Genomic DNA, 21887 nt, shown 5'->3' on the forward strand with positions numbered 1-21887 from the left:
TCAGAATTGGTTGTTGATGCCAAACTTGAAGTTCTGCGTCTTGTCGAAGTCTTCCTTGAGAACCGGGATCGCGTAATCCAGACGCAATGCACCGAAAGGAGACTGCCAGACGACGCCGACACCGACGGAAGCGCGCAGCGAAGCGCTGGTGCCTTCAGCCTGGTCTGCACCAAGAAGATCGACATCATTGCCAAACAGCGTACCGGCGTCCGCAAAGACTGCGCCACGCAGGTTGAAGTCACGCGGGAAGCCCGGCATCGGGAAGGTCGCTTCCGCGGACGCCGTGAAATAGGTCGTGCCGCCGAGCGGATCGTCGTTGGTGCCCTGGATGCGCGGACCAATACCCTTGTTCTCAAAGCCGCGAATATCGGCGTTGGTCAGGGTGAACTGGTCGAAGACGTTCAGGTTATCGCCGAAGCCGACGACATAACCCGCCGAAGCAGAAAGCGATCCGATAATATCGGCATCGTCGGCGAGCAGGTGGTAATAACGCGCTTTACCGTAGATCTTGTAGAACTGGGAGTCGCCGCCGAGGCCGGCAATTTCCTGCGTCGCCGTTGCGTAGATGCCTTCACGCGGCAGGACGGTGTCGTCGAGCGTGTTATAGGTCAGCGTCTGCGAGACGGAAGAGCGCGTCCACGGGCTCTCGTCGACCAGATTGGCGTAGGTGGCCGAAAGGTCGGCGGTATCGCCGTCATACTTCATCTGCTTGTAATTATAGCGGAAGGTCGTCGCCAGATCTTCGGTGATCGGCGCCGTGACGCGCAGAACGACGCTGGTTTCCTCGTAATCGTAGTCGTCGTTGCTCGACGTTTCGCTGTGGTTGACGTCGAAGCCTGCCGCCAGACGGTAACCGAGGAAATAGGGTTCGGTGAAGCTGACGCCGTAGGCGCGCGAGCCTTCCTGACCGCCGCCGGCCGAGATGCGGATGTACTGACCGCGGCCGAGGAAGTTCTTTTCTTCGATCGAGGCTTCGAGCAGCAGGCCATCGCCGCCGGCCGCATAACCGGCGCCGACACCGAACGAACCCGTGGACTGATCCTGCACGTCGACGACCACCACGACGCGGTCCGGCGAGCTGCCGGGCTGGGTGGAGATATTGACGGAGGAGAAGTAACCGAGCGCTTCGAGGCGACGCTTGGCCTTGGTGATCATCTGCTGATTGAAGGCGTCGCCTTCGCTCATATCGAATTCGCGGCGGATGACATAGTCGCGCGTGCGGCTGTTGCCGCGGATTTCGATGCGCTCGACATAGGCGCGCTCGCCCTGATCGACCAGATATTCGACACCGATCGTATTGTTGTTGAGGTCGCGGTTACCGCGCGGCGTGACGCGTGCGAAGGGATAACCGGCAGAGGCCACCTGATCGGAGATCGCCTCGATCGACTTCTGAACTTCCTTGGCGCTGTAGAGGTGGCCCTCTTTCGTGCGCACCAGCGGCTGCAGCTGATCCGAGCCGACGCCTTCGACAGTCGACTGAACGGTCACCGGTCCGAAGTCGTAACGCTGGCCTTCCTCGATGTTGAAGGTGAGCGTGTATTTGTTGGTCGCTTCGTCGAAGCTGGCATCGGAAGAGACGATGCGCATGTCGGCATAGCCGCGGTTGTAATAAAACTGGCGCAGCGCCTCTTCGTCGGCGTGAAGCTTGTCTTCGTTGTAGACGTCCTTGCGGGTCAGGAACGACAAGAAGTTCGAGCGCTTGGTCTGGATGACGGCAGCCAGGCGGCCGGCGCTGTAGGCATTGTTACCGACGAAATTGATCGCATCGATCTTGGTGCGGTCGCCTTCATTGATGACGAAAGCCAGGTTGACGCGGCCTTCGCCGAGCGGCACCACCTGCGTCGTCACTTCGACTTCGCTGCGACCGGTGGCGGCGTAGGCATCCTTGATCGCCTGAATGTCGGACTGGATCTGGGTATCGCTGTAGGGGCCGGCGGCATGGGTCTGAACCACGGTCGCGAGCTTGTCGTCCTTGATCTTGCGGTTGCCGTTGAAGACGACCTGATTGACGAGCTGGGCTTCCTGGACATTGACGACGAGCGTGCTTCCGGAGACCGAGATCTTGACGTCCGAGAAGTAGCCGGTGCCGTAGAGCTGCTTGACCGAGTCATCGATATCGGTGTTCGAAAAACTCTTGCCGGGAGCGATGGTGAGGTTCGACCGGACGGCTTCCGCGCCGACGCGGCTTGCGCCGCGCACATCGATGCGCTGGATAACCGCGGCCTCAGCGGCCGTAGCAGAAACGAACGTCACAGCACCTGCGCCCGAAGCAACAACACCAGCAGACAGCGCAACCGCCGATACTGCGTTCAAAAACCTTGAACCAGCCTTCATTTCACCTATTACCTTTTTTCCCTCGTCCCCGTCCCCGGGAAACCCCGATTCCGGTCACGTGTGTCGTTTTACCCGCTTTTGACATACAAGCAAGGGAGGTCGTTAATTTCTGTTTACTTCATTTCCAAGCGTGACCCATTCGCCACTACAGCCTTGAAACATCGTAAATAAATAGTAATTCCCTTGCCTTGCGCGTTTATCCTATCAGCGCGCTAATGTCGTTCCAGGTCGCGAAAACCATCAATGTCAGTACCATGGCCAAGCCAATGCGAAATGCAATTTCCTGAGCCCCAGAGCCCAGCGGTTTTCCCCTTACCGCCTCCACCGCATAGAACATCAGGTGGCCGCCATCAAGTACCGGAACCGGCATCAGGTTAAGCAATCCTATCGAAACCGAAAGCACGGCAGCAAGCTGCAACACTGCGCCTATACCAAGCGTGGCCATCTGGCCCGAAGCCTGCGCCACGCGGATCGGCCCACCCAACTGATCGGCCCGCATCGATCCCGTGAGGAGATTGCCGATATATTTGAAAGTGCCGGTGACGATATCCCTGGTCTGGATCACACCCTCGCGCAGCGCCTGGAGCGGCGTATAGGTCTGCAGGCGGAAATGACCGACTTCCTGGTTGGTGACGATGCCGATCAGGCCCACTTCGATCTTGTTGCCGAACTGGTCGGTCATGTCGGTCCGTTGCGGCACCATCGGCAGGTCGAGTTTCTGGCCGGCGCGATCGATCGTCACGACGATCTTCTGGTTCGGGCGGATGCTGACATAGCGGCGCACGTCGTCGAAGGTCTCGACCTTGCCGCCGTCGATGGCAACCAGCAGATCGCCGGGGAGGATGCCGGCGGCCGCAGCCGCACTATCCGGCTTGACCTCGGCCACGACAGGATCGGCGACCGTGCGGCCATAGACCGCGAAAAGAACGGTGAAGATGGCGATTGCCAGCAGAAAATTGGCGATCGGGCCGGCCGCAACGGTTGCCGCACGTTTCCACAGCTTTGCGCCGGCAAAGGAACGCGCTCTATCCTCCTCGGACATGGCGGCGAGCTTGTCGGCATCGGGTTTGCTCGAGGCATCCTCGTCGCCGAAGAAGCGGACATAGCCGCCGAGCGGGATTACCGAAATCTTCCAGCGCGTTCCGTGGCGGTCGGTAAAACCGAATATCTCAGGACCGAAGCCGACCGAAAAGGCAAGGATGCGGATGCCGCTCCAGCGCCCGACGAGATAGTGGCCCATCTCATGCACGAAGACGAGCAGCGAGAGGACGAGGACGAAGGGAACGATATAGCCCGTCAAAAATCCGAATATGCCGGTCACCGCTTCCATGAGTTCCTTCCGTCAGGCTGCCGCGTCATCAAAGGCCGAACAACGCCGCACCAAGCGACGTCATCCCGTTCCCCTTTATCAAGGAAAATAGCCCAGCAAGCAAGAACGCCGAAAAGCAGGCAAAAATCAGCCCGTCGACGCGGTCCATGACGCCGCCGTGGCCCGGGATGAGATGGCTCGAATCCTTGACGCCGAATTTGCGCTTGATGAAAGATTCGAAAAGATCGCCAGACTGGCTGCAGACCGACAGAACGAGCGCCACGCCGGCGGCAATGTTTTCCGCGCCGGGAAGAAGAAAATGAACGAGAAGGACGCCGGCTGCGACCGCAGAAACGGCACCGCCGATTGCCCCCGACCATGTCTTTCCAGGCGAGATCGACGGGGCAAGCTTCGGCCCGCGAAGCGCCCTGCCGACGAAATAGGCAAGGATATCGGTGGCCCAGACGACGGCGAAGACGAAGAGCATGGCGTAGAGACCCGGCTGATCGTCGCTTCTGATCGCAGCGAGCGCCACGCCGGTGGCGCCGGCATAAAACAGGCCTGCCGGGAACCAACGGCTCGTACCGTGCAGGATGATGAGGGCAATACCGACGGCGGTGACCCCGACCAGCATGCCGGTGGCGAATTCGAAATTGCCGACAAGCACGAGAAAGGCGATCGCCGCCTCGCCGACCCAGCCGACCGCATTGGCGACCCAGTCACGCGCGATGCCGGTGATCTTCGTCCACTCATAATAGATCAGCAGGCCGATCAGTGCTGCGAGGATGCGGAAGGCAAGACCGCCATACCAGGTGGCGGCGAGAACGACGACCGCAAGAATCAGTCCTGAAACGATGCGGAGCTTCAATTCCCTATGCATCAGGTGCCGACCGCGGCTGCTTGTGACAAGCCACCGAAACGCCGGTCGCGGGAGGCGAATTTCTCCAGCGCCGAGCGGAAGATTTCGGGGCTGAAATCCGGCCAGTATTCCGGAAGGAAGACGAATTCCGAATAGGCGGCCTGCCACAGCAGGAAATTGGACAGCCGCTCCTCGCCGCTCGTGCGGATGATGAGATCCGGATCGGGAATACCTGCCGTATCGAGACGGGCATTGATCAGAGCGGGGGTGATATCCTGCGCTCTCAGACGGCCGGATTCGACATCCCTTGCCAAGCTCACCACGGCGCGGGAGATCTCATCCCGGGAGCCGTAGTTGAAAGCGATGACCAGCGTCAGCGCCGTATTCTCCTTGGTCGTCTCCTCCGCTTCGAGCAGGAGGCCGAGAATGTCGCTGCGCAGGCTGTGACGATCGCCGATCACCTTGATCCGCACATTCTGGCGATGAAGCTCGGCAAGGTCGCGCCGGATGAAAGCCTTGAGCAGGCCGAGCAGATCGGAGACCTCGGCCTCCGGCCGGCGCCAGTTCTCCGAGGAGAAGGCGAAGAGCGTCAGATATTTGATGCCGGCGGCACCGGCGGCGCGCACCGTCTCGCGCACCGCTTCGACACCCTTTCGATGGCCCATGGTGCGCGGCAGGCCGCGCTGCTTGGCCCAACGGCCATTGCCGTCCATGATGATGGCAACATGCTCTGGCACAGTCACAAATACAGCTTCCGACATTTCCCGTCCGGTCTTTCCAGGCAAAGGCACAGATCCCTTAGACCTGCATGATTTCCTTTTCCTTCTCGGCAAGCAAGCGGTCGATTTCGGAAATCGTCTCGTCCGTCATCTTCTGTACGCGTTCGGACTGCGCCCTGCCCTCGTCCTGGCCGATTACGCCATCCTTCTCGGCCTTTTTAAGGCCGTCCATACCGTCACGGCGGACATGGCGAATCGCCACCTTGCTCTTTTCGGCATAATCGTGAGCCACCTTGACGAGCGACTTGCGGCGCTCCTCGTTCAGTTCCGGCAGCGGAATGCGCAGGCTCTGGCCGTCGACGATCGGATTGAGGCCGAGATTGGATTCGCGAATGCCGCGATCGACGGCGCTGACCATCGACTTGTCCCAGACGGAAACCGTCAGCATGCGCGGCTCGGGCACGGTGATGTTTGCGACCTGGTTCAACGGCACGCGCGAACCATAGGCCTCGATCGTTACCGGATCGAGGATGTTGGCCGAAGCGCGGCCGGTGCGCAGCGATGCGATGTCGCTCTTGAATGACGAAACCGCGCCGTCCATGCGGCGCTTCAGTTCCTTGATGTCGATACCTTCACTCATGTCGATGCTCCCGTCCGGAGCATGATGCCGAAAAGTGTCAGCGGCTTTCGGGAGACATCATGCTCTAACTATTTAATGTAGAACATGATTCAGATCTCAGGCCAACCAAGCCTCAAATCATCATGTTCTAGCGAGGGCTGCGCCAAATAGACGGCGCAGCTTATATCAGTTGTCCGAGACGATGGTCTTGAGGCCACCGCCCGTCAAGATTTCGGTAAAACCGCCTTTCTCGTGGATCGAAAAGACGATGATCGGAATGGAATTTTCCCTGGCAAGCGCTACGGCGGCAACGTCCATCACCGCAAGCCCCTTTTCCAGCACCTCCTGGTGCGTCAGGCGGTCGAAGCGGGTCGCGTCGGGATATTTCTTTGGGTCGGCGGTGTAGATGCCGTCCACCTGCGTGCCCTTGAAGATCGCTTGCGCGCCCATTTCGGCAGCGCGGAGTGCCGCGGCGGAATCGGTGGTGAAGAAGGGGTTGCCGGTGCCGCCGGCAAAGATCACCACGCGCCCCATCGACAGATGATAGAGCGTTGCGCGCTGCGAAAAGCTCTCGCAGATCTCCGGCATGGAGATGGCCGAAAGCACCACCGTATCGATGTTCAGCTTGCGCAGCGAGGTCGCGAGCGCCAGCGCGTTGATGATGGTGCCGAGCATGCCCATATGGTCGCCGGTGACCCGGTCTCCGCCCTTGGACGCCACCGCGACACCGCGGAAGATATTGCCGCCACCGACGACGACGCCGACTTCCACACCCATATGCCTCGCCTCGGCGATATCGGATGCAATGCGGTCCGCTACCGCGACATCGATCCCGAAACCCTGGCTACCCATGAGCGCTTCGCCGGAAGCCTTGAGCAGAACGCGTTTATAGACAGGCTCTAAAGACATCTTGGCTCCTCGTAAATTGCCGTGAATGCCCGATACACGAAGGGCACCGCGTTGTCACGCGATGCCCTGGTGTTTTCCCAATTATGGCTGGAAGATCAACCCTTGGCGGCAGCCGCGACTTCGGCTGCGAAATCGGTTTCTTCCTTCTCGACGCCTTCGCCGAGCAGGAGACGGGCCATGCCGGCAACTTCGATCGGCGCGCCGACGGCCTTTTCAGCTTCCTTGATGGCTGCTGCGACCGTGAGATCAGGATTGATGACGAAAGCCTGCGAGAGAAGAGCAACTTCCTCGAAGAACTTGCGCATGCGGCCTTCGACCATCTTCTCGATGATGTTGTCGGGCTTGCCGGAAGCGCGCGACTGCTCGATGAAGACGTTGCGCTCGCGCTCGGCGACGGCAGCATCGACTTCCTCGGGGCGGATCGCCAGCGGCGCGGTCGCGGCAATGTGCATGGCGACCTGGCGGCCGATGGCGTTCAGGGCTTCCTTGTCGCCGGTCGACTTCAGGGCGACGAGAACGCCAAGCTTGCCGAGGCCGTCGGAAACGGCATTGTGGATATAGGTGGCAACGACGCCGTCCTCGACGGAGAGAGCAGCCGCGCGGCGCAGGTTCATGTTCTCGCCGATCGTTGCGACCGCGTCCTTGATCGTGTCGGAAACGGACTTGCCGGATGCCGGGTAGGTCGCGGCAGCAATGGCGTCGACGGTGCCGTCGGTCGCGACGGCGACCTTGGCGACGCCACGGACGAGATCCTGGAAGGCATCGTTACGGGCGACGAAGTCGGTTTCGGAGTTGACTTCGACGACGACGGCCTTGGTCCCTGCGCTCGAAACGCCGATGAGGCCTTCAGCGGCGGTGCGGCCCGACTTCTTGTCGGCCTTGGCGATGCCCTTGGCGCGCAGCCAGTCGATTGCCGCTTCCATATCGCCGTTGGTTTCAGCAAGAGCCTTCTTGCAGTCCATCATGCCTGCGCCGGTCTTTTCGCGCAGTTCCTTCACCATTGCAGCCGTAATCTCGCTCATTAGCTTCCTCTTGTCGGTTCATACGGTGGGCCGCAAAGCGCGGCGCGGCACCGGATTGACGCTCGAAATGTACCTGTATGTATGACAGCGTGATGAAGACGCGTCATATCGAAACTTGTCTGGCAAAGCGCCCTGGCGCCTTTGCCCTGAAACAGGCAAGGCCGCCGAACTTCGATGAGTCGCGAGCGGCCTTTCCCAGTCTCTGCAAGCATTGGCGGAACGTTCGCTCCGCCCGCTTTCATCAGCCTTCGGCTGCTTCCTCGAGAGCCGGCTCGACCGGAACTTCGGAGGATGCGCCGAGATCGCGGCCGGAAGAGCTCTGCTGACGCGCGATGCCGTCGATGGCGGCGCGGGAGATCAGCTCGCAGTAAAGAGCGATCGCACGCGATGCGTCGTCGTTGCCCGGGATCGGATAGTCGATCAGGTCAGGATCGCAGTTCGAATCGATGATGGCGACGACCGGAATGCCGAGGCGCTTGGCTTCGTCGATCGCGATCTTTTCCTTGTTGGTGTCGATGATGAACATCAGGTCGGGGGTGCCGCCCATATCGCGGATACCGCCGAGAGCCTTGTCGAGCTTTTCACGCTCGCGCTCGAGGTTCAGACGTTCCTTCTTGGTGAAGCCCTGGGCTTCGCCGCCGAGGATCTCATCGAGCTTGCGCAGGCGCTGGATCGAGTTGGAGATCGTCTTCCAGTTCGTCATCATGCCGCCGAGCCAGCGCGAGTTGACGTAGTACTGGGCCGAGCGCTTGGCGCTGTCAGCGATGATCTCGGACGCCTGGCGCTTGGTGCCGACGAAGAGAACGCGGCCGCCGCGGGCAACGGTGTCGCTGACGACCTGCAGGGCGCGCGACAGCATCGGAACGGTCTGTGCCAGGTCGATGATGTGGATGTTGTTACGATCGCCGAAGATGTACGGCTTCATCTTCGGGTTCCAGCGGTGCGTCTGGTGGCCGAAGTGGACGCCTGCTTCGAGAAGCTGGCGCATAGAGAAATCGGGCAATGCCATGCCTTTTTATCCTTTTCCGGTTGAACCTCCGCAAGGCGAACAGCACCCTCTTCGAGGATGCCACCGGGCGGAACAGCCCGGATTCCTCCCGGACGATCCCATGCCTTACGTGTGGAATGGTGGTGCCCATACATTCCGTTTGGCATAAAAGCAAGCAAAACATTCCGTTTGGAATATTATACTGAGAAAGCTGCCGTATTCGCCCCTGCGCACCTCACGCAAATGGGAACATGACGAATGCAGGAACCATCCGGCCCCGCAAATGCCGCTGTGACATGGCTTTATCACAACCGCAGACGGCTTAGTTGCAAACCTCGGCCTTGCGGTCGAGCAGCTCCAGCTTGGCGAGCTTTCCGGTCAGGACGAAATCGCCGTAATCCATCGTCAGGTCGCGGGTAATGCCGTTTTCATAGAGCTTGAAGGACATGCGGTAGACCGGCAGGGCATCCGTTTTCGCATTCTCGTTGAAATAGGCGATCGTCACCGGCCAGAAGGCCGTCTTGGAAAAAGCGCCGGCATTGCCGGCATCGGCCTCGTCCGTCACCGGCGTTTCCTGTTTGCCGACGATCGTTGTCGTCACCAGCGACTTGTCGCCGTCATCAGACCCGTCGAAGACGCGGGCCTCGAAGAAGCGTTTGCCGTCCTTAGCGTTCTGGATCACATCGAGCATATGCTCGGTGGGAAAACGGCTTTCGGCCAGCTGCAGCTCGCGGCTCGCCGGCTGCTTGAGATCGACCTTGACGCCGTCAGGCCGATCCTCGGCCGCGCCGTTGACTTCCTTGTCGAGCTGGTCGTCAGTGAAGGACTTGGTGTCGAAGGTGAATTTGCCGTCCTTCAGGTTCTCGAAGGTCTTCGTCTGCTGATCGCTGACGCGCACGCTGTCGCCGGTATCGATCTGTGTCACGAAGCGGAAATTGGTGGTGAAACCCTGGCAATAGCTGCCGTCGAATTCATAGACCATGCGGCCGTACATGCCGGCGATACCCGAGCGGTCCGAGGCGTCCTTCAGCTCCAGATCGTATACGGCGCGATGAGCGACGAGGCCGGTCGCAATCGCCGCGCTCGCCGCAGGCGCGCCCGCCCATGCATTGGCGGAAACGCTGGCGAGAAGCAGAGCGGCAAGCGACGATCGGAACATTCATTCACTCCTGTTGGACTCGGCCGCGATGTTATATGAACTCTTTCGGCCAAATCGAGGCTCGAACCTGTCATATTAAAGATTCTAGTCTTGATGCATAATTTTTGAAACATTGACAACAAAAGCGGAGACGAAAATGTCCAATGAAATTGCTGCACGCCTGAGCGAGATGGGGATAACCCTGCCCGAAGCCGCGGCTCCCGCCGCAAACTACGTTCCCTACGTCATCAGCGGCAATCTTCTCTACATCTCCGGACAGCTGCCGCTCGAAGGCGGCAAAATTGCCGTATCGGGCCATCTCGGCAAGACCGTGGATGTTGCAGCGGGCCAGCGCGGCGCCGAACTCTGCGCCATCAACATTCTCGCCCAGGCCAAAGCTGCGCTCGGCGGCGATCTCGGCCGTATCCGGCGCGTCATCAAGCTGAACGGCTTCGTCGCCTCGGCGCCCGACTTCGTCGAGCAGCATCTCGTCATCAACGGCGCTTCGAACCTGATTGCCGGCGTGCTCGGCGAGGCCGGCAAACATGCGCGCGCCGCCGTCGGCATGGCAGCTCTGCCGCTGAACGCCGCCGTCGAGATCGACGCTATCATGGAAATCGCGGAATGACCAATGCAGACTGGATCAAGGACGTGCCGGTCGCCCATCGCGGCTATCACGACCTCAACAAGCATGTCTGGGAAAACACGCTTTCGGCCTTCTCGCGCGCCGTCGAAGCGGGCTTTGCGATCGAATGCGACCTGCATTACGCCTCCGACGGCGTGCCGATCATCTTTCACGACGAGGATCTCAAGCGCCTGTGCAATCTCAACGGCGACATCCGCGAGCGCACCTCCAGGGAGCTCGGGCTGATCGCCGTCGGGGGCACGAACGATAAGGTGCCGACGCTGCGTCAGCTCCTCGACCTCGTCAAGGGCAAGGTCCCGCTGGTGCTGGAGCTCAAGGGCCGCGAGGCCGACGACGAGGGTTTTGCCGAATCCGTACTCGAAGTGCTCGAAGGCTATGAAGGCAAAGTGGCGCTGATGAGCTTCGACCATTGGCTGCTGCGCGATCTGAAGGCGCTTGATGCACCCTACCCGCTCGGATTGACGGCCGACGGCAATACGCCGGAGCAGTTCAGGACGCATGCGCAGGCGATGGAGATCGGTTTGGATTTCATCTCCTATTATTATGGCGATCTGCCGAATGCCTTCATCACGGGCGAACGCGAAAAGGGCATTCCCGTAATCACCTGGACGGTGCGTGACGAAGAGGCGCGCCGGCGGACCTTCGCCAATGCAGACCAGATGACCTTCGAAGGCTTCGATCCGCGCGTGGCCGTTTGACGCTCGCTTTTTGGCCAAGATCATGCGCAGACTGAGGTAGAGCCGAACCGTCCCCTCCCCACAGGCTTCGCATTCGCCCCATGACCGATGAACTATCCATTCGCGTAGAACGCTCCTTCACCGCGATTTCCCCGGAGAGCTGGTCCAGGCTTTCCGGGGCGTCGAAGGCAGGCAGCACGCTTGCCTACAATCCCTTCGTCTCGCACGCTTTTTTATCGTCGCTGGAAGAATCCGGCTCGGCCGCCGCCGAAACCGGCTGGCTCGGCCACCACCTGCTGCTCGAGACCGACCGCGGCGAACTGATCGGCGCCCTGCCCGGCTATCTCAAGAACCACAGCCAGGGCGAATATGTCTTCGATCATGGCTGGGCCGACGCCTTCGAGCGGGCCGGCGGGCGTTATTATCCCAAGCTGCAGTGCTCGATCCCGTTCACGCCGGCGACAGGGCCGCGTCTTCTCGCCGCCGAAGGGCTGCAGCGATTGCCGATCCAGAGCGCGATCGCCGAAAGCCTGAAAGAGGTCGTGCGCCGGCTCGGTATTTCCTCGGCCCATATCACTTTCGTGCCTGACGAAGAGATCGGCGTCTTCGAGATGGACGGCTATCTGCACCGCACCGACCAGCAGTTCCATTTCATCAACGACGGATATGCCAATCACGAGGAGTTTCTCGATACGCTCGCCTCGCGCAAACGCAAGGCGTTGCGCAAGGAGCGCCGCGCAGCACTCGAAAACGGCATCAGCATCGACTGGCTGACCGGCCGAGACCTCACGGAACGCATCTGGGACCAGTTCTTCAAGTTCTATATGGATACCGGCGGCCGCAAATGGGGCCGGCCCTACCTCACCCGCAAGTTCTATTCGCTGATCGGCGAGCGCATGGCCGACGACATCCTGCTCGTCATGGCCAAGCGCGAGGGCCGCTATATCGCCGGCGCGATCAACTTCATCGGCGGCGACACGCTCTACGGCCGCCACTGGGGCTGCATCGAGGATCATCCCTTCCTGCATTTCGAGGTCTGCTATCATCAGGCGATCGACTTTGCCCTTTCGAAAGGGCTGAAACGGGTCGAGGCCGGAGCGCAGGGCGAACACAAGCTCGCCCGCGGCTACCTGCCGGTAACGACGCATTCCGCCCATTACGTCGCCCATGCCGGCCTTCGCCGTGCAATCGGCGACTATCTCGCCCACGAGCGGGCCGATGTCGAACATATGAGCGAGTTGCTGACCGAGCACAGCCCTTTCCGCAAAGGCGAGCGCCAGCAGGAGGATTGACGCCGGCCCGCCGACCAAGCTACTCGATCAACCAGCAAACGAGGAGATTTCGCGATGACCAGCCCGGCCGCCTATGACGACAACAACATCTTCGCCAAGATCCTGCGCGGCGAAATTCCCTCGCACCGCATCTACGAGGACCAGCATACGGTCGCCTTCATGGATGTGATGCCGCAGGCGCCGGGCCACGTGCTCGTCCTTCCGAAGGCGCCTTCCCGCAATATCCTCGATGCCGATCCCGCCACCCTCGCCCATGCCATCACCGCCGTCCAGAAGGTCGCCCAGGCGGTCCAGGAAGTTTTCGACGCCGATGGCGTGTTCATCGCCCAGTTCAACGAACCGGCGGCCGGTCAGACGGTGTTCCATCTGCATTTCCATGTCATCCCCCGTCACGAGGGCGTGGCGTTGAAGCCGCATTCCGGCAAAATGGAAGACGGCGCGGTGCTTGCCGCCAATGCACAAAAGATCAGGGCAGCGCTGGCTTAAGGAACTGTGCAGCGGCTCCAGGATAATGACATCCATAAGAACAAAGAGCTAAACGCCGAAAACGAAAAAGGCCGCGGATGACGCGGCCTTTTTCAATTCGGTGAAACGATCTCACTTCTTGCGCGGAACCTTCGGAACCGCGGAGCCCTTCTTCGGGGCATCGCGTACTTCCGGCTCCGGCTGCGGCACGGTCTTGGCCTTCGTCTTCTTGACCGGCTTCGTCTTCAGCTCGCCATCATCGTCATGGCCAGCTTCTGGATGAACCAGTTCGGCTTCCGGCTTCGGCTTGATCGGCGCCGTATCCGGAATGGCCTCGAGCAGAATGCCAGGCTTGCCGTCTTCCTTCGGACCGACGGTGACGTTGACGACGCCGCCCTTCTTCAGCTTGCCGAAGAGGATTTCGTTGGCAAGCGGCTTCTTGATCGTGTCCTGGATCACGCGGGCGAGCGGGCGGGCGCCCATCTTCTCGTCGTAACCTTTTTCGGAAAGCCAGGCGATCGCATCCTCATGCAGGTCGAAGGTGACGTTCCTTTCGGAAAGCTGGGCTTCCAGCTGCATGATGAACTTCTGCACGACCTTGTGGATGACGGCCGTCGGCAGCGCCGCGAAGGGAATAATCGCATCGAGGCGGTTGCGGAACTCCGGCGTGAAGAGCCGGGTCAGCGCCTCCTCATCCTCGCCGGTACGCTTGGACGAACCGAAGCCGATTGCGGCCTTGGCCATTTCGGACGCGCCCGCATTGGTCGTCATGATCAGGATGACGTTGCGGAAGTCGATCTTCTTGCCGTTATGGTCGGTCAGCGTGCCGTGGTCCATGACCTGCAGCAGGATATTGTAGATATCCGGATGCGCCTTCTCGATTTCGTCGAGCAGGACCACGCAATGCGGATGCTGATCGACGCCATCGGTCAAAAGACCGCCCTGGTCGAAGCCGACATAACCGGGAGGTGCGCCGAGCAGACGGGAAACCGTATGCCGCTCCATATATTCCGACATGTCGAAGCGCAGGAGCTCGACGCCGAGCGACGATGCCAGCTGCTTTGCCACCTCGGTCTTGCCGACGCCGGTCGGACCAGAGAAGACATAGGCGCCGATCGGCTTGTTCGGCTCGCGAAGGCCGGCGCGCGCCAGCTTGATCGAGGTCGAAAGGGCTTCGATCGCGATATCCTGGCCATAGACCACCGAGCGCAGCTCCTGCTCGAGATTGGCGAGCACCGCTTCGTCGTCCTTGGAGACGGTCTTCGGCGGAATGCGCGCCATCGTGGCGATCGTCGCCTCGATCTCCTTTTCGGTGATCAGCTTGCGGCGCTTCGAGGGCGGCAGCAGCATCTGGGCCGCACCCGTTTCGTCGATCACGTCGATCGCCTTGTCGGGCAGCTTGCGGTCGGAGATGTAGCGGGCCGACAGTTCGACGGCCGACTTGATGGCGTCGTTCGAGTAGCGCAGGTGGTGATATTCTTCGAAATAGGGCTTCAGGCCCTTCATGATTTCGATCGCATCATTGATCGAGGGTTCGCTGACGTCGATTTTCTGGAAGCGACGGACGAGCGCCCGGTCCTTTTCGAAGAACTGGCGGTATTCCTTATAGGTGGTCGAACCGATGCAGCGGATCGCGCCCGACGACAGGGCCGGCTTCAGCAGATTCGATGCATCCATCGCGCCGCCCGAGGTGGCGCCGGCGCCGATCACCGTATGGATCTCGTCGATGAAGAGCACGGCGCCCGGATATTCTTCCAGTTCCTTGACGACCTGCTTCAGGCGCTCTTCGAAATCGCCGCGATAGCGCGTGCCGGCGAGCAGCGTGCCCATATCGAGCGAAAAGATCGTCGCATCGGCGAGCGCCTCGGGAACCTTGCCTTCGACGATGCGCTTGGCAAGGCCTTCGGCGATCGCCGTCTTGCCGACGCCGGGATCGCCGACATAGAGCGGATTGTTCTTCGAACGGCGGCACAGGATCTGGATGGTGCGGCTCACCTCGGCGTGACGGCCGATCAGGGGATCGATCTTGCCGCCCTTGGCCTTCTCGTTGAGATTGACGCAATAGGCCTTGAGCGCATCCTGCTGCTTCTTGGGGCCGCCCTCTTCCTCGCCGCCGCGCGCGGTCGGCTTGCTTTCCGATTCGTCCTCGGCGCCGCGGGGAGGACGAGCCTCCGAAGCGCCCGGCCGCTTGCCGATGCCGTGGGAGATATAGTTGACGGCGTCGTAGCGCGTCATCTCCTGCTCCTGCAGGAAATAGGCGGCATGGCTCTCACGCTCGGCGAAGATGGCGACGAGCACGTTGGCGCCGGTCACCTCCTCGCGGCCGGAAGACTGCACGTGGATGACGGCGCGCTGGATGACACGCTGGAAACCGGAGGTCGGCTTGGAATCCTCGTCATATCCGGTGATCAGGTTGGAAAGTTCGTTATCGACATATTCGACGAGCGTCTTGCGCAGCGCGTCGAGATCGACGTTGCAGGCACCCATGACCGCGGCCGCATCGGCATCGTCGATCAGGGCAAGCAACAGATGCTCGAGCGTGGCATATTCATGATGCCGCTCGTTGGCAAAGGTCAGTGCCTGATGGAGCGCCTTCTCTAAGCTAGGCGAAAATGTTGGCACGTTCAGATCCTCACTTCTTTTCCATGACGCATTGCAGCGGATGCTGGTGCTGCCGGGCGAAGTCCATCACCTGGCTGACCTTCGTTTCCGCTACCTCGTATGTGAATATTCCGCATTCGCCGACGCCGTGGTTGTGGACATGGAGCATGATGCGGGTGGCACTTTCACGATCCTTCTGAAAAAAACGCTCCAGAATGTGAATGACGAATTCCATGGGAGTGTAGTCGTCATTCAGAAGCAGTACGCGATAGAGGTTGGGCTTCTTGGTCTTCGGCTTGGTGCGCGTGATGACCGAGGTTCCGCGATTTCCGTTATCCCCGTTCCTTTCGCTGTCGTTCTGCATCCGGATCGGCTTTGCGATCATTTTCATTCATTCCTCGATCAACCCGGCAGAGCATGGGAGGGTGCTTTTCCCGCCGAATATCTGAAACACTAACTTAGTTCATAATAGGCCGATTTTAAGCCCCCTGTCAGACACTGCAATCAAGAAATGCCGGCATGCACGGGAAAGACTAAAAAAGTCCCCGGACGATCCGCACACGGACGCAGCAATGAAAGTGGAAACAAAAAAGACCGGCTACAGATGCGTAGCCGGTCTTGGTTTTTCAATATGTAGCGCAGGTTGCGCTTTCGACGTTACTTCAGGCGGCAGCGGGTGTCGCCGGCTGCGGCGATTTCGGCGACTTGGCAACGGCGGCGGCAGCAGCGGCGATCGGCGCCTCATAGGGCTTGTAGGCCGACTTGGCGAGATCGGCATACATTTCGCCGAGCTTGGTCGTCTCGGAGACGAAGCTCTCATAGGCTGATTTGACGTAGCTGGTCTGCAGTTCGAAAGCGGCCTCGAAGCTCTTGGCGCCGGCCAGCGTTTCGAAATGCGTCACTGCGTCCTGAAAGGACTTCTTGGAATATTCGGCGGCTTCTGTGGCAATCGCCTGAAAGCCCCTGGCCGTTTCGGAATAGGTTCTCAGCGCCGTGTCGACGGCTTCCTTGCTCTTCTTGTTGGCATCGTCAAAGTTGAACATGACCGTCCTCCGTTGGGCTGTTGGATGGCGGCAGGGTAGCTGCAATGCACAAATAGTCAAGTAGTCTTGTGCGGCGCAAAACTCCCAATGGTTGTGTTGCAATTATAAAACAAAGCCTGCGCGCCGGGGCACGTACGTCTTTAATTGATTTTGCTAATATATATCACAAAGCTGCAACCTGAGGCTTCAAATAAATTTTAGCTCGACGGCAAAAAAACAAAAAAACCGGGCGGATCGCGCCGCCCGGTCCTCTTGAAGCGTTCGAGTATGATCAAAGATCGACGTCGAGGATCGCCATCGAAAAATTGTAGGAGCGGTCGCCGTCCTCGTCATCGACATAGACGACGCCCAGAAATTCTTCGCCGAGATAAACTTCCGCAGAGTCGTTCTTGCGCGGACGCGCCTTGACGACGATCTGCGGGTTGAGCGTACGTTTGAAATAGGCGTCGAGCTTCTTGATTTCTTCTGGCTTCACTCTGTCATCTCCGTAAGCGGTCTTGATTGACCGCTTCTTGCACAGGAAAAGCAGCGGTGTAAAGGCAAGGTTGCCACTTGGCATGGCCTGTCCCCGCCCCGTTCCTGCCGCCCGTCCTATCCTTTACCTAGCGCTCAGATATCGGCGCCGATTACCTGGTCCATGTTGCGCGACGGCTCGGAACAGCCGGCTTCGCCGACGACCTTGGCCGGGACGCCAGCGACCGTCTTCTTCGGCGGCACCGCCTTGAGGACCACGGAACCTGCGGCAACGCGCGAGCAGTAGCCGATCTCGATATTGCCGAGGATCTTCGCGCCGGCGCCGATCATGACGCCGCTGCCGATCTTCGGGTGGCGGTCGGCGCCTTCCTTGCCGGTGCCGCCAAGCGTTACGCCATGCAGGATCGACACGTTGTCGCCGATGACGGCGGTCTCGCCGACGACGAGGCCGGTCGCGTGGTCGAGGAAGATGCCCTTGCCGATACGGGCGGCCGGATTGATGTCGGTCTGGAAGACGCTGGAGGAGCGGCTCTGCAGATAAAGCGCGAAATCACGCCGGCCGCGGTTCAGCAGCCAATGAGCGAGACGATGCGTCTGCAACGCATGGAAACCCTTGAAATAGAGCACAGCCTCCATGAAGCGCAGGCAGGCCGGATCGCGGTCGTAGACGGCCTGGATATCGACGCGCAGGATGGAACTCCACTCCGGCCAGTCGAGCAGCATTTCCTCGAAGGTCTGACGCAGGAGGTTCGCCTGCATGTCGGGATGATCGAGGCGCTCGCAGATGCGATGGATGACGCATTCCTCGAGCGAATGGTAATTGATCACCGTCGAATAGAGGAAGGCGGCGAGAACCGGATCTTTTTCGGCCGCGATCCGTGCTTCTTCGCGCAGGCTGTCCCAGATGGGATCCATCACCTTCACGGGATGACCTGTCTCAAAGGCACGAATGTCTGTCTTTGCGACCATCGCCGCTCTCCTCGTTACCAACAGGAATGCCGTTTTCGGAATGCCAATATATAGAGGAAAACGGCAATAACATAAATGGGTGCCGCTGCCATGGTTTTTTAGCATGGCTTTTCGGCATCACGATTATGTGTCACCGGTCGGAGATATTTCCGTAGAAGGCCAGCACCGCCTGTTTGAAGACCTTGTCGCCGACCGCGAGCATATGGTCGCGACCCGGAATATCGAGGGCTTCGGCATTGGGCATCAGCGCCGCCAATTCCTGCGGCGAGCCGGCAATATCGTCCTTCGTGCCGACGCCGATCAGCGTCGGCATATCGAGCTTGCCCATATCCGCGCGTGCAACCAGATCGCGCGAGCCGCGAATGCAGACGGCAAGGGCGAGGCGGTCGCTCTTCGTCTGCTCGGCGAAGGCGCGGAACATCCGGCCGCGGTCATGCGTCACCTCGTCGAGCGAGGGAGCCAGCAGCGCATCGGCGATCGGGTCCCAGTCGCCGACACCGTCGGTCATGCCGATGCCGAGGCCGCCCAGCACCAGCGAACGGACCCGATGCGGATTGGCGAGCGCTGCAAACACCGAAATGCGCGCGCCCATCGAATAGCCCATGATATTGGCTTCCGGGATGCCGAGATGGTCGAGCAGCGCGATCGCATCGCCGGCCATGACCCATGGACGATAGGCTTCGGCATCGTGCGGCTTGTCGCTTGCACCGTGGCCGCGATTGTCGATGGCGATCACCCGGTAGCCGGCATCGCCCAGCGTTTTCAGCCAGCCGGGATGCACCCAGTTGACGTTTGCCGTCGAAGCAAAGCCGTGGATCAACAAGACGGGCTCGCCGGATGGATCGCCTTCGTCGAAAAAGGCGAGTTTCAATCCGTCGTGGGTGAAGCTTGAAAAAACTGGCGTATTCAGGTTCATCGGCCTTCCTTTTTGGCGCGACCATAATCGAGCCGCCCGCCAGCGTGAAGCCGGAAACTGGCTAAAAACTGTGCCGGGCGCGGCGCTTTGGCTCTACACATTTGCGGCGAAGACTTATAAGGTCCGCGCACATTTCAAAGCATTCGGAGAGCGACATGGCCGGCCACAACATCCCCCACTTCCAGAACGACGGCGGTCACCGGGTTATCGAAGTCGGCGTCAAGGAGTTCATGTGCACCGGCGCTTCGGCTCCCTTCGACCACCCGCATATCTTCATCGACATGGGCGACGACAACGAGAAGGTCTGTTCCTACTGCTCGACGCTCTATCGCTTCAATTCCTCGCTCAAGCCGAGCCAGACCAACCCGGCCGGCTGCGTCTTCCACGTGAAGGCGGCGTAGTCAGTCCAGGCCAGGATCGGACGGACAATGCCGGTCGAACACGCCGCCATCATCGGCGCCGGGATATCAGGGCTGACCGCTGCCCTTTCGCTTTCACGCCGCGGCATCAGCTCGGAGATTTTCGAGCAGGCAGGCGAACTCACCGAGGTGGGCGCCGGATTGCAGGTGTCACCGAACGCCTCCCGCGTCCTTGACGAACTCGGCGTCCTCGAAGAACTGTCGAAGGTCTGGCTCGAGCCGGATGCGATCCGGCTGATCTCGGGCGGTTCGCTGCGCCAGCTCGCGGCCGTGCCGGCAGGTAAATTCGCGCGGGAGCGCTGGGGCGCTCCCTATGGCGTCCTGCATCGCACCACCTTGCAGAAAACCCTTCTGGCTGCGGTCGAGGCAGATCCGCTCTGCCGGCTTCATTTTGGCGTACGGATGGAGGCGAGCCTCCCGCCCTGCGAGCGCGCGGCCGATCTCGTCATCGGCGCGGACGGCGTCTGGTCGAAGCTCCGGCAATCCATTCCCGCCAGCCCCTCGACGCGCTTTTCCGGCAATATCGCCTACCGCTTCACCATTCCCGAAGCGGAAGCGCCCGGCTTTCTCGATCGGACGTGCGTTTCCGCTTTCCTCGGCGGTTCGGCGCATCTCGTCTGCTATCCGCTGAAGGAAGCCGGCAGCTTCAACATGGTGGCGATTACCGCCGGCAACCTCGCGCCGCAGACCTGGCAAAGCGAGCCGGCGGCCGAGCAGCGCGCGCAGTTGCGGGCGCGCTTTTCCGGCTGGAACACCGCCATTCTGTCGCTTCTCGAAAGACAGGCGAAGCTGACGTTCTGGCCGCTGTTCGAAACCACGGCAGGCGCGTGGCAGGACGGAAGAAGGACGGTTTTGATCGGCGATGCCGCGCATGCGATGATGCCCTTTGCCGCACAGGGCGCGGCCATGGCGATCGAAGACGCCTACGAGCTTGCCGCTTTTCTTCCCGGCCGTCCGGTAGCGGAAGCGCTTTCGCTTTTCGAAAAACATCGCGCGCCACGCATAGCAAGGCTTCGCCAGCGCGGCGCCTTCAACCAATTCGCCTATCATGCCAAGGGGCCGATCCGGATCGGCCGGGATTTCGTGCTCGGCCTCAAGCCGCCGCAAAGCCTGGCGGCCGATCTCGACTGGATCTACGGCTACCGCGCCGTGCATCTGCCATAGGCGATGACGGCGCGCCGGCCATCCGCTCAGACGGCGCTTGCGGCGGCAAAGCCCCGTTCGATGTCGGCCTTGAGATCGGCCACGTCCTCGATACCGATCTGCAGGCGGATGACCGGGCCGTCGGTCGGGGCTTTGGCGACGGTGCGATCTTTAAGATTCGCTTGCAGGGCAAGGCTTTCAAAGCCGCCCCAGGAATAGCCGAGACCGAAAATCCTGAGCGCGTCGAGGAAGGCATGCGCCTTTGCCTTGAACTTTTCCGGGCTGTCTACGGCAAGCACGAAGGAAAAGATGCCGCTCGCACCCTTGAAATCGCGCTTCCAGATATTGTGGGAGGGAAAACTCGGCAGGGCTGGATGCAGCACGCGGGCGACATCCTCCCTGCCCTCCAGCCATTCCGCGATATCAAGCGCGCTTTCATAATGCCGCTCGAGGCGCAGGCCCATGGTGCGCAGTCCCCGCAGGATCTGGTAAGCATCGTCGGGCGCGCCGCAGATGCCGAGCGCGCCGTTCGTTTCCTTCAGCCGCGGCCAGTGCTCGGCATTGGCCGACACGGTTCCGAGCAGGATATCGGAATGACCCGACGGATACTTCGTCGAAGCGTGAATGGAAATGTCGACGCCGTGATCGAGCGGCCTGAAATAGAGCGGCGTCGCCCAGGTATTGTCCATCATGACGACGGCGCCGTGGCGGTGCGCAACGGCCGAGATCGCCGGAATATCCTGCATTTCGAAGGTATTGGAGCCGGGAGCCTCGGTATGGACGATCTTCGTGTTCGGCCGGAACAGCGCCTCGATTCCGGCACCGATTGACGGATCGTAATATTCCACCTCGACGCCGAGGCGCTTCAACATCGTATCGCAGAAATGGCGCGTGGGGCCGTAAACCGAATCGACGACGAGCGCATGATCGCCGGCGGCGGCGAAACCCAGGAACGGAATGGTCACGGCGGCAAGACCCGAGGGTACGAGGATCGTGCCGGCGGAACCCTCGAGCGCATCGATCGCCTCACAGAGCGCGTCCGTCGTCGGCGTGCCGCGCGTCCCGTAGGTGTATTTCTGCGCATGCGTCTCCATCGTGCGGGCATTCGGAAAAAGCACCGTCGAAGCATGCACGACCGGCGGATTGATGAAGCCGTGATAGTCGAAAGGATCGTTGCCGATATGGGTCAGGCGGGTGTTGATGCCGGCGTTCTCAAGCAGACTGTCTTTGTCGTTCATGTCGGAAATGGCCTTTGGCGAAGAAGCGCGAGAGCGAACCTTTGGACGCCTCGCCGTTTCCGGTCAACCCCTTGAAGATCGTTGCAGGCGGCGCTGCGGAATGAGCG

General features: G+C 60.5%; 22 protein-coding genes. 6 read left to right on the plus strand and 16 right to left on the minus strand.

Going from position 1 to position 21887, the window contains the following annotated elements; translation table 11 throughout:
- From bamA to QD408_RS20115, 9 genes are all read right to left on the minus strand, one after another.
- The gene (gene bamA / locus QD408_RS20075) at nucleotides 1-2334 is read right to left on the minus strand and encodes an outer membrane protein assembly factor BamA (protein ID WP_088680852.1); all 2334 of its coding nucleotides are present in this window, start codon (nucleotides 2332-2334) and stop codon (nucleotides 1-3) included.
- 196 nt (nucleotides 2335-2530) lie between these two features.
- The gene (rseP, locus tag QD408_RS20080; RefSeq protein WP_088680853.1) at nucleotides 2531-3664 is read right to left on the minus strand and encodes an RIP metalloprotease RseP; all 1134 of its coding nucleotides are present in this window, start codon (nucleotides 3662-3664) and stop codon (nucleotides 2531-2533) included.
- A gap of 28 nt (nucleotides 3665-3692) precedes the next feature.
- The gene (locus QD408_RS20085; protein ID WP_088680854.1) at nucleotides 3693-4523 is read right to left on the minus strand and encodes a phosphatidate cytidylyltransferase; all 831 of its coding nucleotides are present in this window, start codon (nucleotides 4521-4523) and stop codon (nucleotides 3693-3695) included.
- Nucleotides 4523-5263: an isoprenyl transferase gene (locus tag QD408_RS20090; protein WP_088680855.1), complete on the minus strand. Its 741-nt coding sequence runs from the start codon at nucleotides 5261-5263 to the stop codon at nucleotides 4523-4525. Before QD408_RS20090 ends, QD408_RS20085 begins: the two co-directional genes overlap by 1 nt.
- Nucleotides 5264-5300: 37 nt before the next feature.
- Entirely contained in the window at nucleotides 5301-5861 is a 561-nt protein-coding gene (gene frr / locus QD408_RS20095) for a ribosome recycling factor (RefSeq protein WP_088680856.1), read from the minus strand.
- A gap of 165 nt (nucleotides 5862-6026) precedes the next feature.
- On the minus strand, nucleotides 6027-6749 hold the full coding sequence (gene pyrH, locus QD408_RS20100; protein ID WP_088680857.1) for a UMP kinase: 723 nt from the start codon (nucleotides 6747-6749) through the stop codon (nucleotides 6027-6029).
- Between the two features lie 95 nt (nucleotides 6750-6844).
- Entirely contained in the window at nucleotides 6845-7771 is a 927-nt protein-coding gene (tsf, locus tag QD408_RS20105) for a translation elongation factor Ts (protein WP_088680858.1), read from the minus strand.
- A 241-nt stretch (nucleotides 7772-8012) separates the two neighbouring features.
- Entirely contained in the window at nucleotides 8013-8780 is a 768-nt protein-coding gene (gene rpsB / locus QD408_RS20110) for a 30S ribosomal protein S2 (RefSeq protein WP_008526906.1), read from the minus strand.
- 301 nt (nucleotides 8781-9081) lie between these two features.
- Nucleotides 9082-9918, minus strand: coding sequence for a cell envelope integrity EipB family protein (locus tag QD408_RS20115; protein ID WP_088680859.1), 837 nt, complete (start codon nucleotides 9916-9918; stop codon nucleotides 9082-9084).
- 136 nt (nucleotides 9919-10054) lie between these two features.
- Here QD408_RS20115 and QD408_RS20120 point away from each other — a divergent pair, with 136 nt between their 5' ends.
- From QD408_RS20120 to QD408_RS20135, 4 genes are all read left to right on the plus strand, one after another.
- On the plus strand, nucleotides 10055-10525 hold the full coding sequence (locus tag QD408_RS20120; protein ID WP_414140509.1) for a RidA family protein: 471 nt from the start codon (nucleotides 10055-10057) through the stop codon (nucleotides 10523-10525).
- Entirely contained in the window at nucleotides 10522-11241 is a 720-nt protein-coding gene (locus QD408_RS20125; protein ID WP_414140510.1) for a glycerophosphodiester phosphodiesterase, read from the plus strand. The genes QD408_RS20120 and QD408_RS20125 overlap by 4 nt, the downstream gene beginning before the upstream one ends.
- An 80-nt stretch (nucleotides 11242-11321) precedes the next feature.
- The gene (locus QD408_RS20130; protein ID WP_414140511.1) at nucleotides 11322-12512 is read left to right on the plus strand and encodes a GNAT family N-acetyltransferase; all 1191 of its coding nucleotides are present in this window, start codon (nucleotides 11322-11324) and stop codon (nucleotides 12510-12512) included.
- Nucleotides 12513-12566: 54 nt separating this feature from the next.
- Nucleotides 12567-12998 carry an HIT family protein gene (locus tag QD408_RS20135; protein ID WP_088680863.1) on the plus strand — a complete coding sequence of 144 codons (432 nt, stop codon included), beginning with the start codon at nucleotides 12567-12569 and terminating at the stop codon, nucleotides 12996-12998.
- A 111-nt stretch (nucleotides 12999-13109) separates the two neighbouring features.
- Here QD408_RS20135 and clpA read toward each other — a convergent pair whose 3' ends face one another.
- From clpA to QD408_RS20165, 6 genes are all read right to left on the minus strand, one after another.
- Nucleotides 13110-15599: an ATP-dependent Clp protease ATP-binding subunit ClpA gene (gene clpA, locus QD408_RS20140; RefSeq protein WP_088680864.1), complete on the minus strand. Its 2490-nt coding sequence runs from the start codon at nucleotides 15597-15599 to the stop codon at nucleotides 13110-13112.
- Nucleotides 15600-15609: 10 nt separating this feature from the next.
- Nucleotides 15610-15963, minus strand: coding sequence for an ATP-dependent Clp protease adapter ClpS (gene clpS / locus QD408_RS20145; RefSeq protein ID WP_008526939.1), 354 nt, complete (start codon nucleotides 15961-15963; stop codon nucleotides 15610-15612).
- Between the two features lie 277 nt (nucleotides 15964-16240).
- The gene (locus tag QD408_RS20150; RefSeq protein WP_088680865.1) at nucleotides 16241-16621 is read right to left on the minus strand and encodes a phasin family protein; all 381 of its coding nucleotides are present in this window, start codon (nucleotides 16619-16621) and stop codon (nucleotides 16241-16243) included.
- Nucleotides 16622-16892: 271 nt separating this feature from the next.
- Entirely contained in the window at nucleotides 16893-17096 is a 204-nt protein-coding gene (locus QD408_RS20155; RefSeq protein ID WP_008526943.1) for a DUF3126 family protein, read from the minus strand.
- 134 nt (nucleotides 17097-17230) lie between these two features.
- On the minus strand, nucleotides 17231-18064 hold the full coding sequence (cysE, locus tag QD408_RS20160; protein ID WP_088680866.1) for a serine O-acetyltransferase: 834 nt from the start codon (nucleotides 18062-18064) through the stop codon (nucleotides 17231-17233).
- A gap of 130 nt (nucleotides 18065-18194) precedes the next feature.
- Nucleotides 18195-18980, minus strand: a complete 786-nt coding sequence (locus QD408_RS20165; protein ID WP_088680867.1) for an alpha/beta fold hydrolase — start codon at nucleotides 18978-18980, stop codon at nucleotides 18195-18197.
- Between the two features lie 155 nt (nucleotides 18981-19135).
- Here QD408_RS20165 and QD408_RS20170 point away from each other — a divergent pair, with 155 nt between their 5' ends.
- Complete coding sequence (locus tag QD408_RS20170) at nucleotides 19136-19381, plus strand: zinc-finger domain-containing protein (RefSeq protein ID WP_008526950.1); 246 nt, start codon at nucleotides 19136-19138, stop codon at nucleotides 19379-19381.
- Between the two features lie 27 nt (nucleotides 19382-19408).
- Nucleotides 19409-20563 (plus strand): FAD-dependent monooxygenase, encoded by a 1155-nt coding sequence (locus QD408_RS20175; RefSeq protein ID WP_414140512.1) that lies wholly within the window; start codon nucleotides 19409-19411, stop codon nucleotides 20561-20563.
- Nucleotides 20564-20589: 26 nt separating this feature from the next.
- Here the strand turns inward: QD408_RS20175 and QD408_RS20180 are convergent, their stop codons facing one another.
- Nucleotides 20590-21780, minus strand: a complete 1191-nt coding sequence (locus tag QD408_RS20180; protein ID WP_088680869.1) for a cystathionine beta-lyase — start codon at nucleotides 21778-21780, stop codon at nucleotides 20590-20592.
- Between the last annotated feature and the right edge of the window lie 107 nt (nucleotides 21781-21887).

Source organism: Rhizobium sp. BR 249 (genome assembly GCF_047445895.1).
Taxonomy (GTDB): Bacteria; Pseudomonadota; Alphaproteobacteria; order Rhizobiales; family Rhizobiaceae; genus Rhizobium.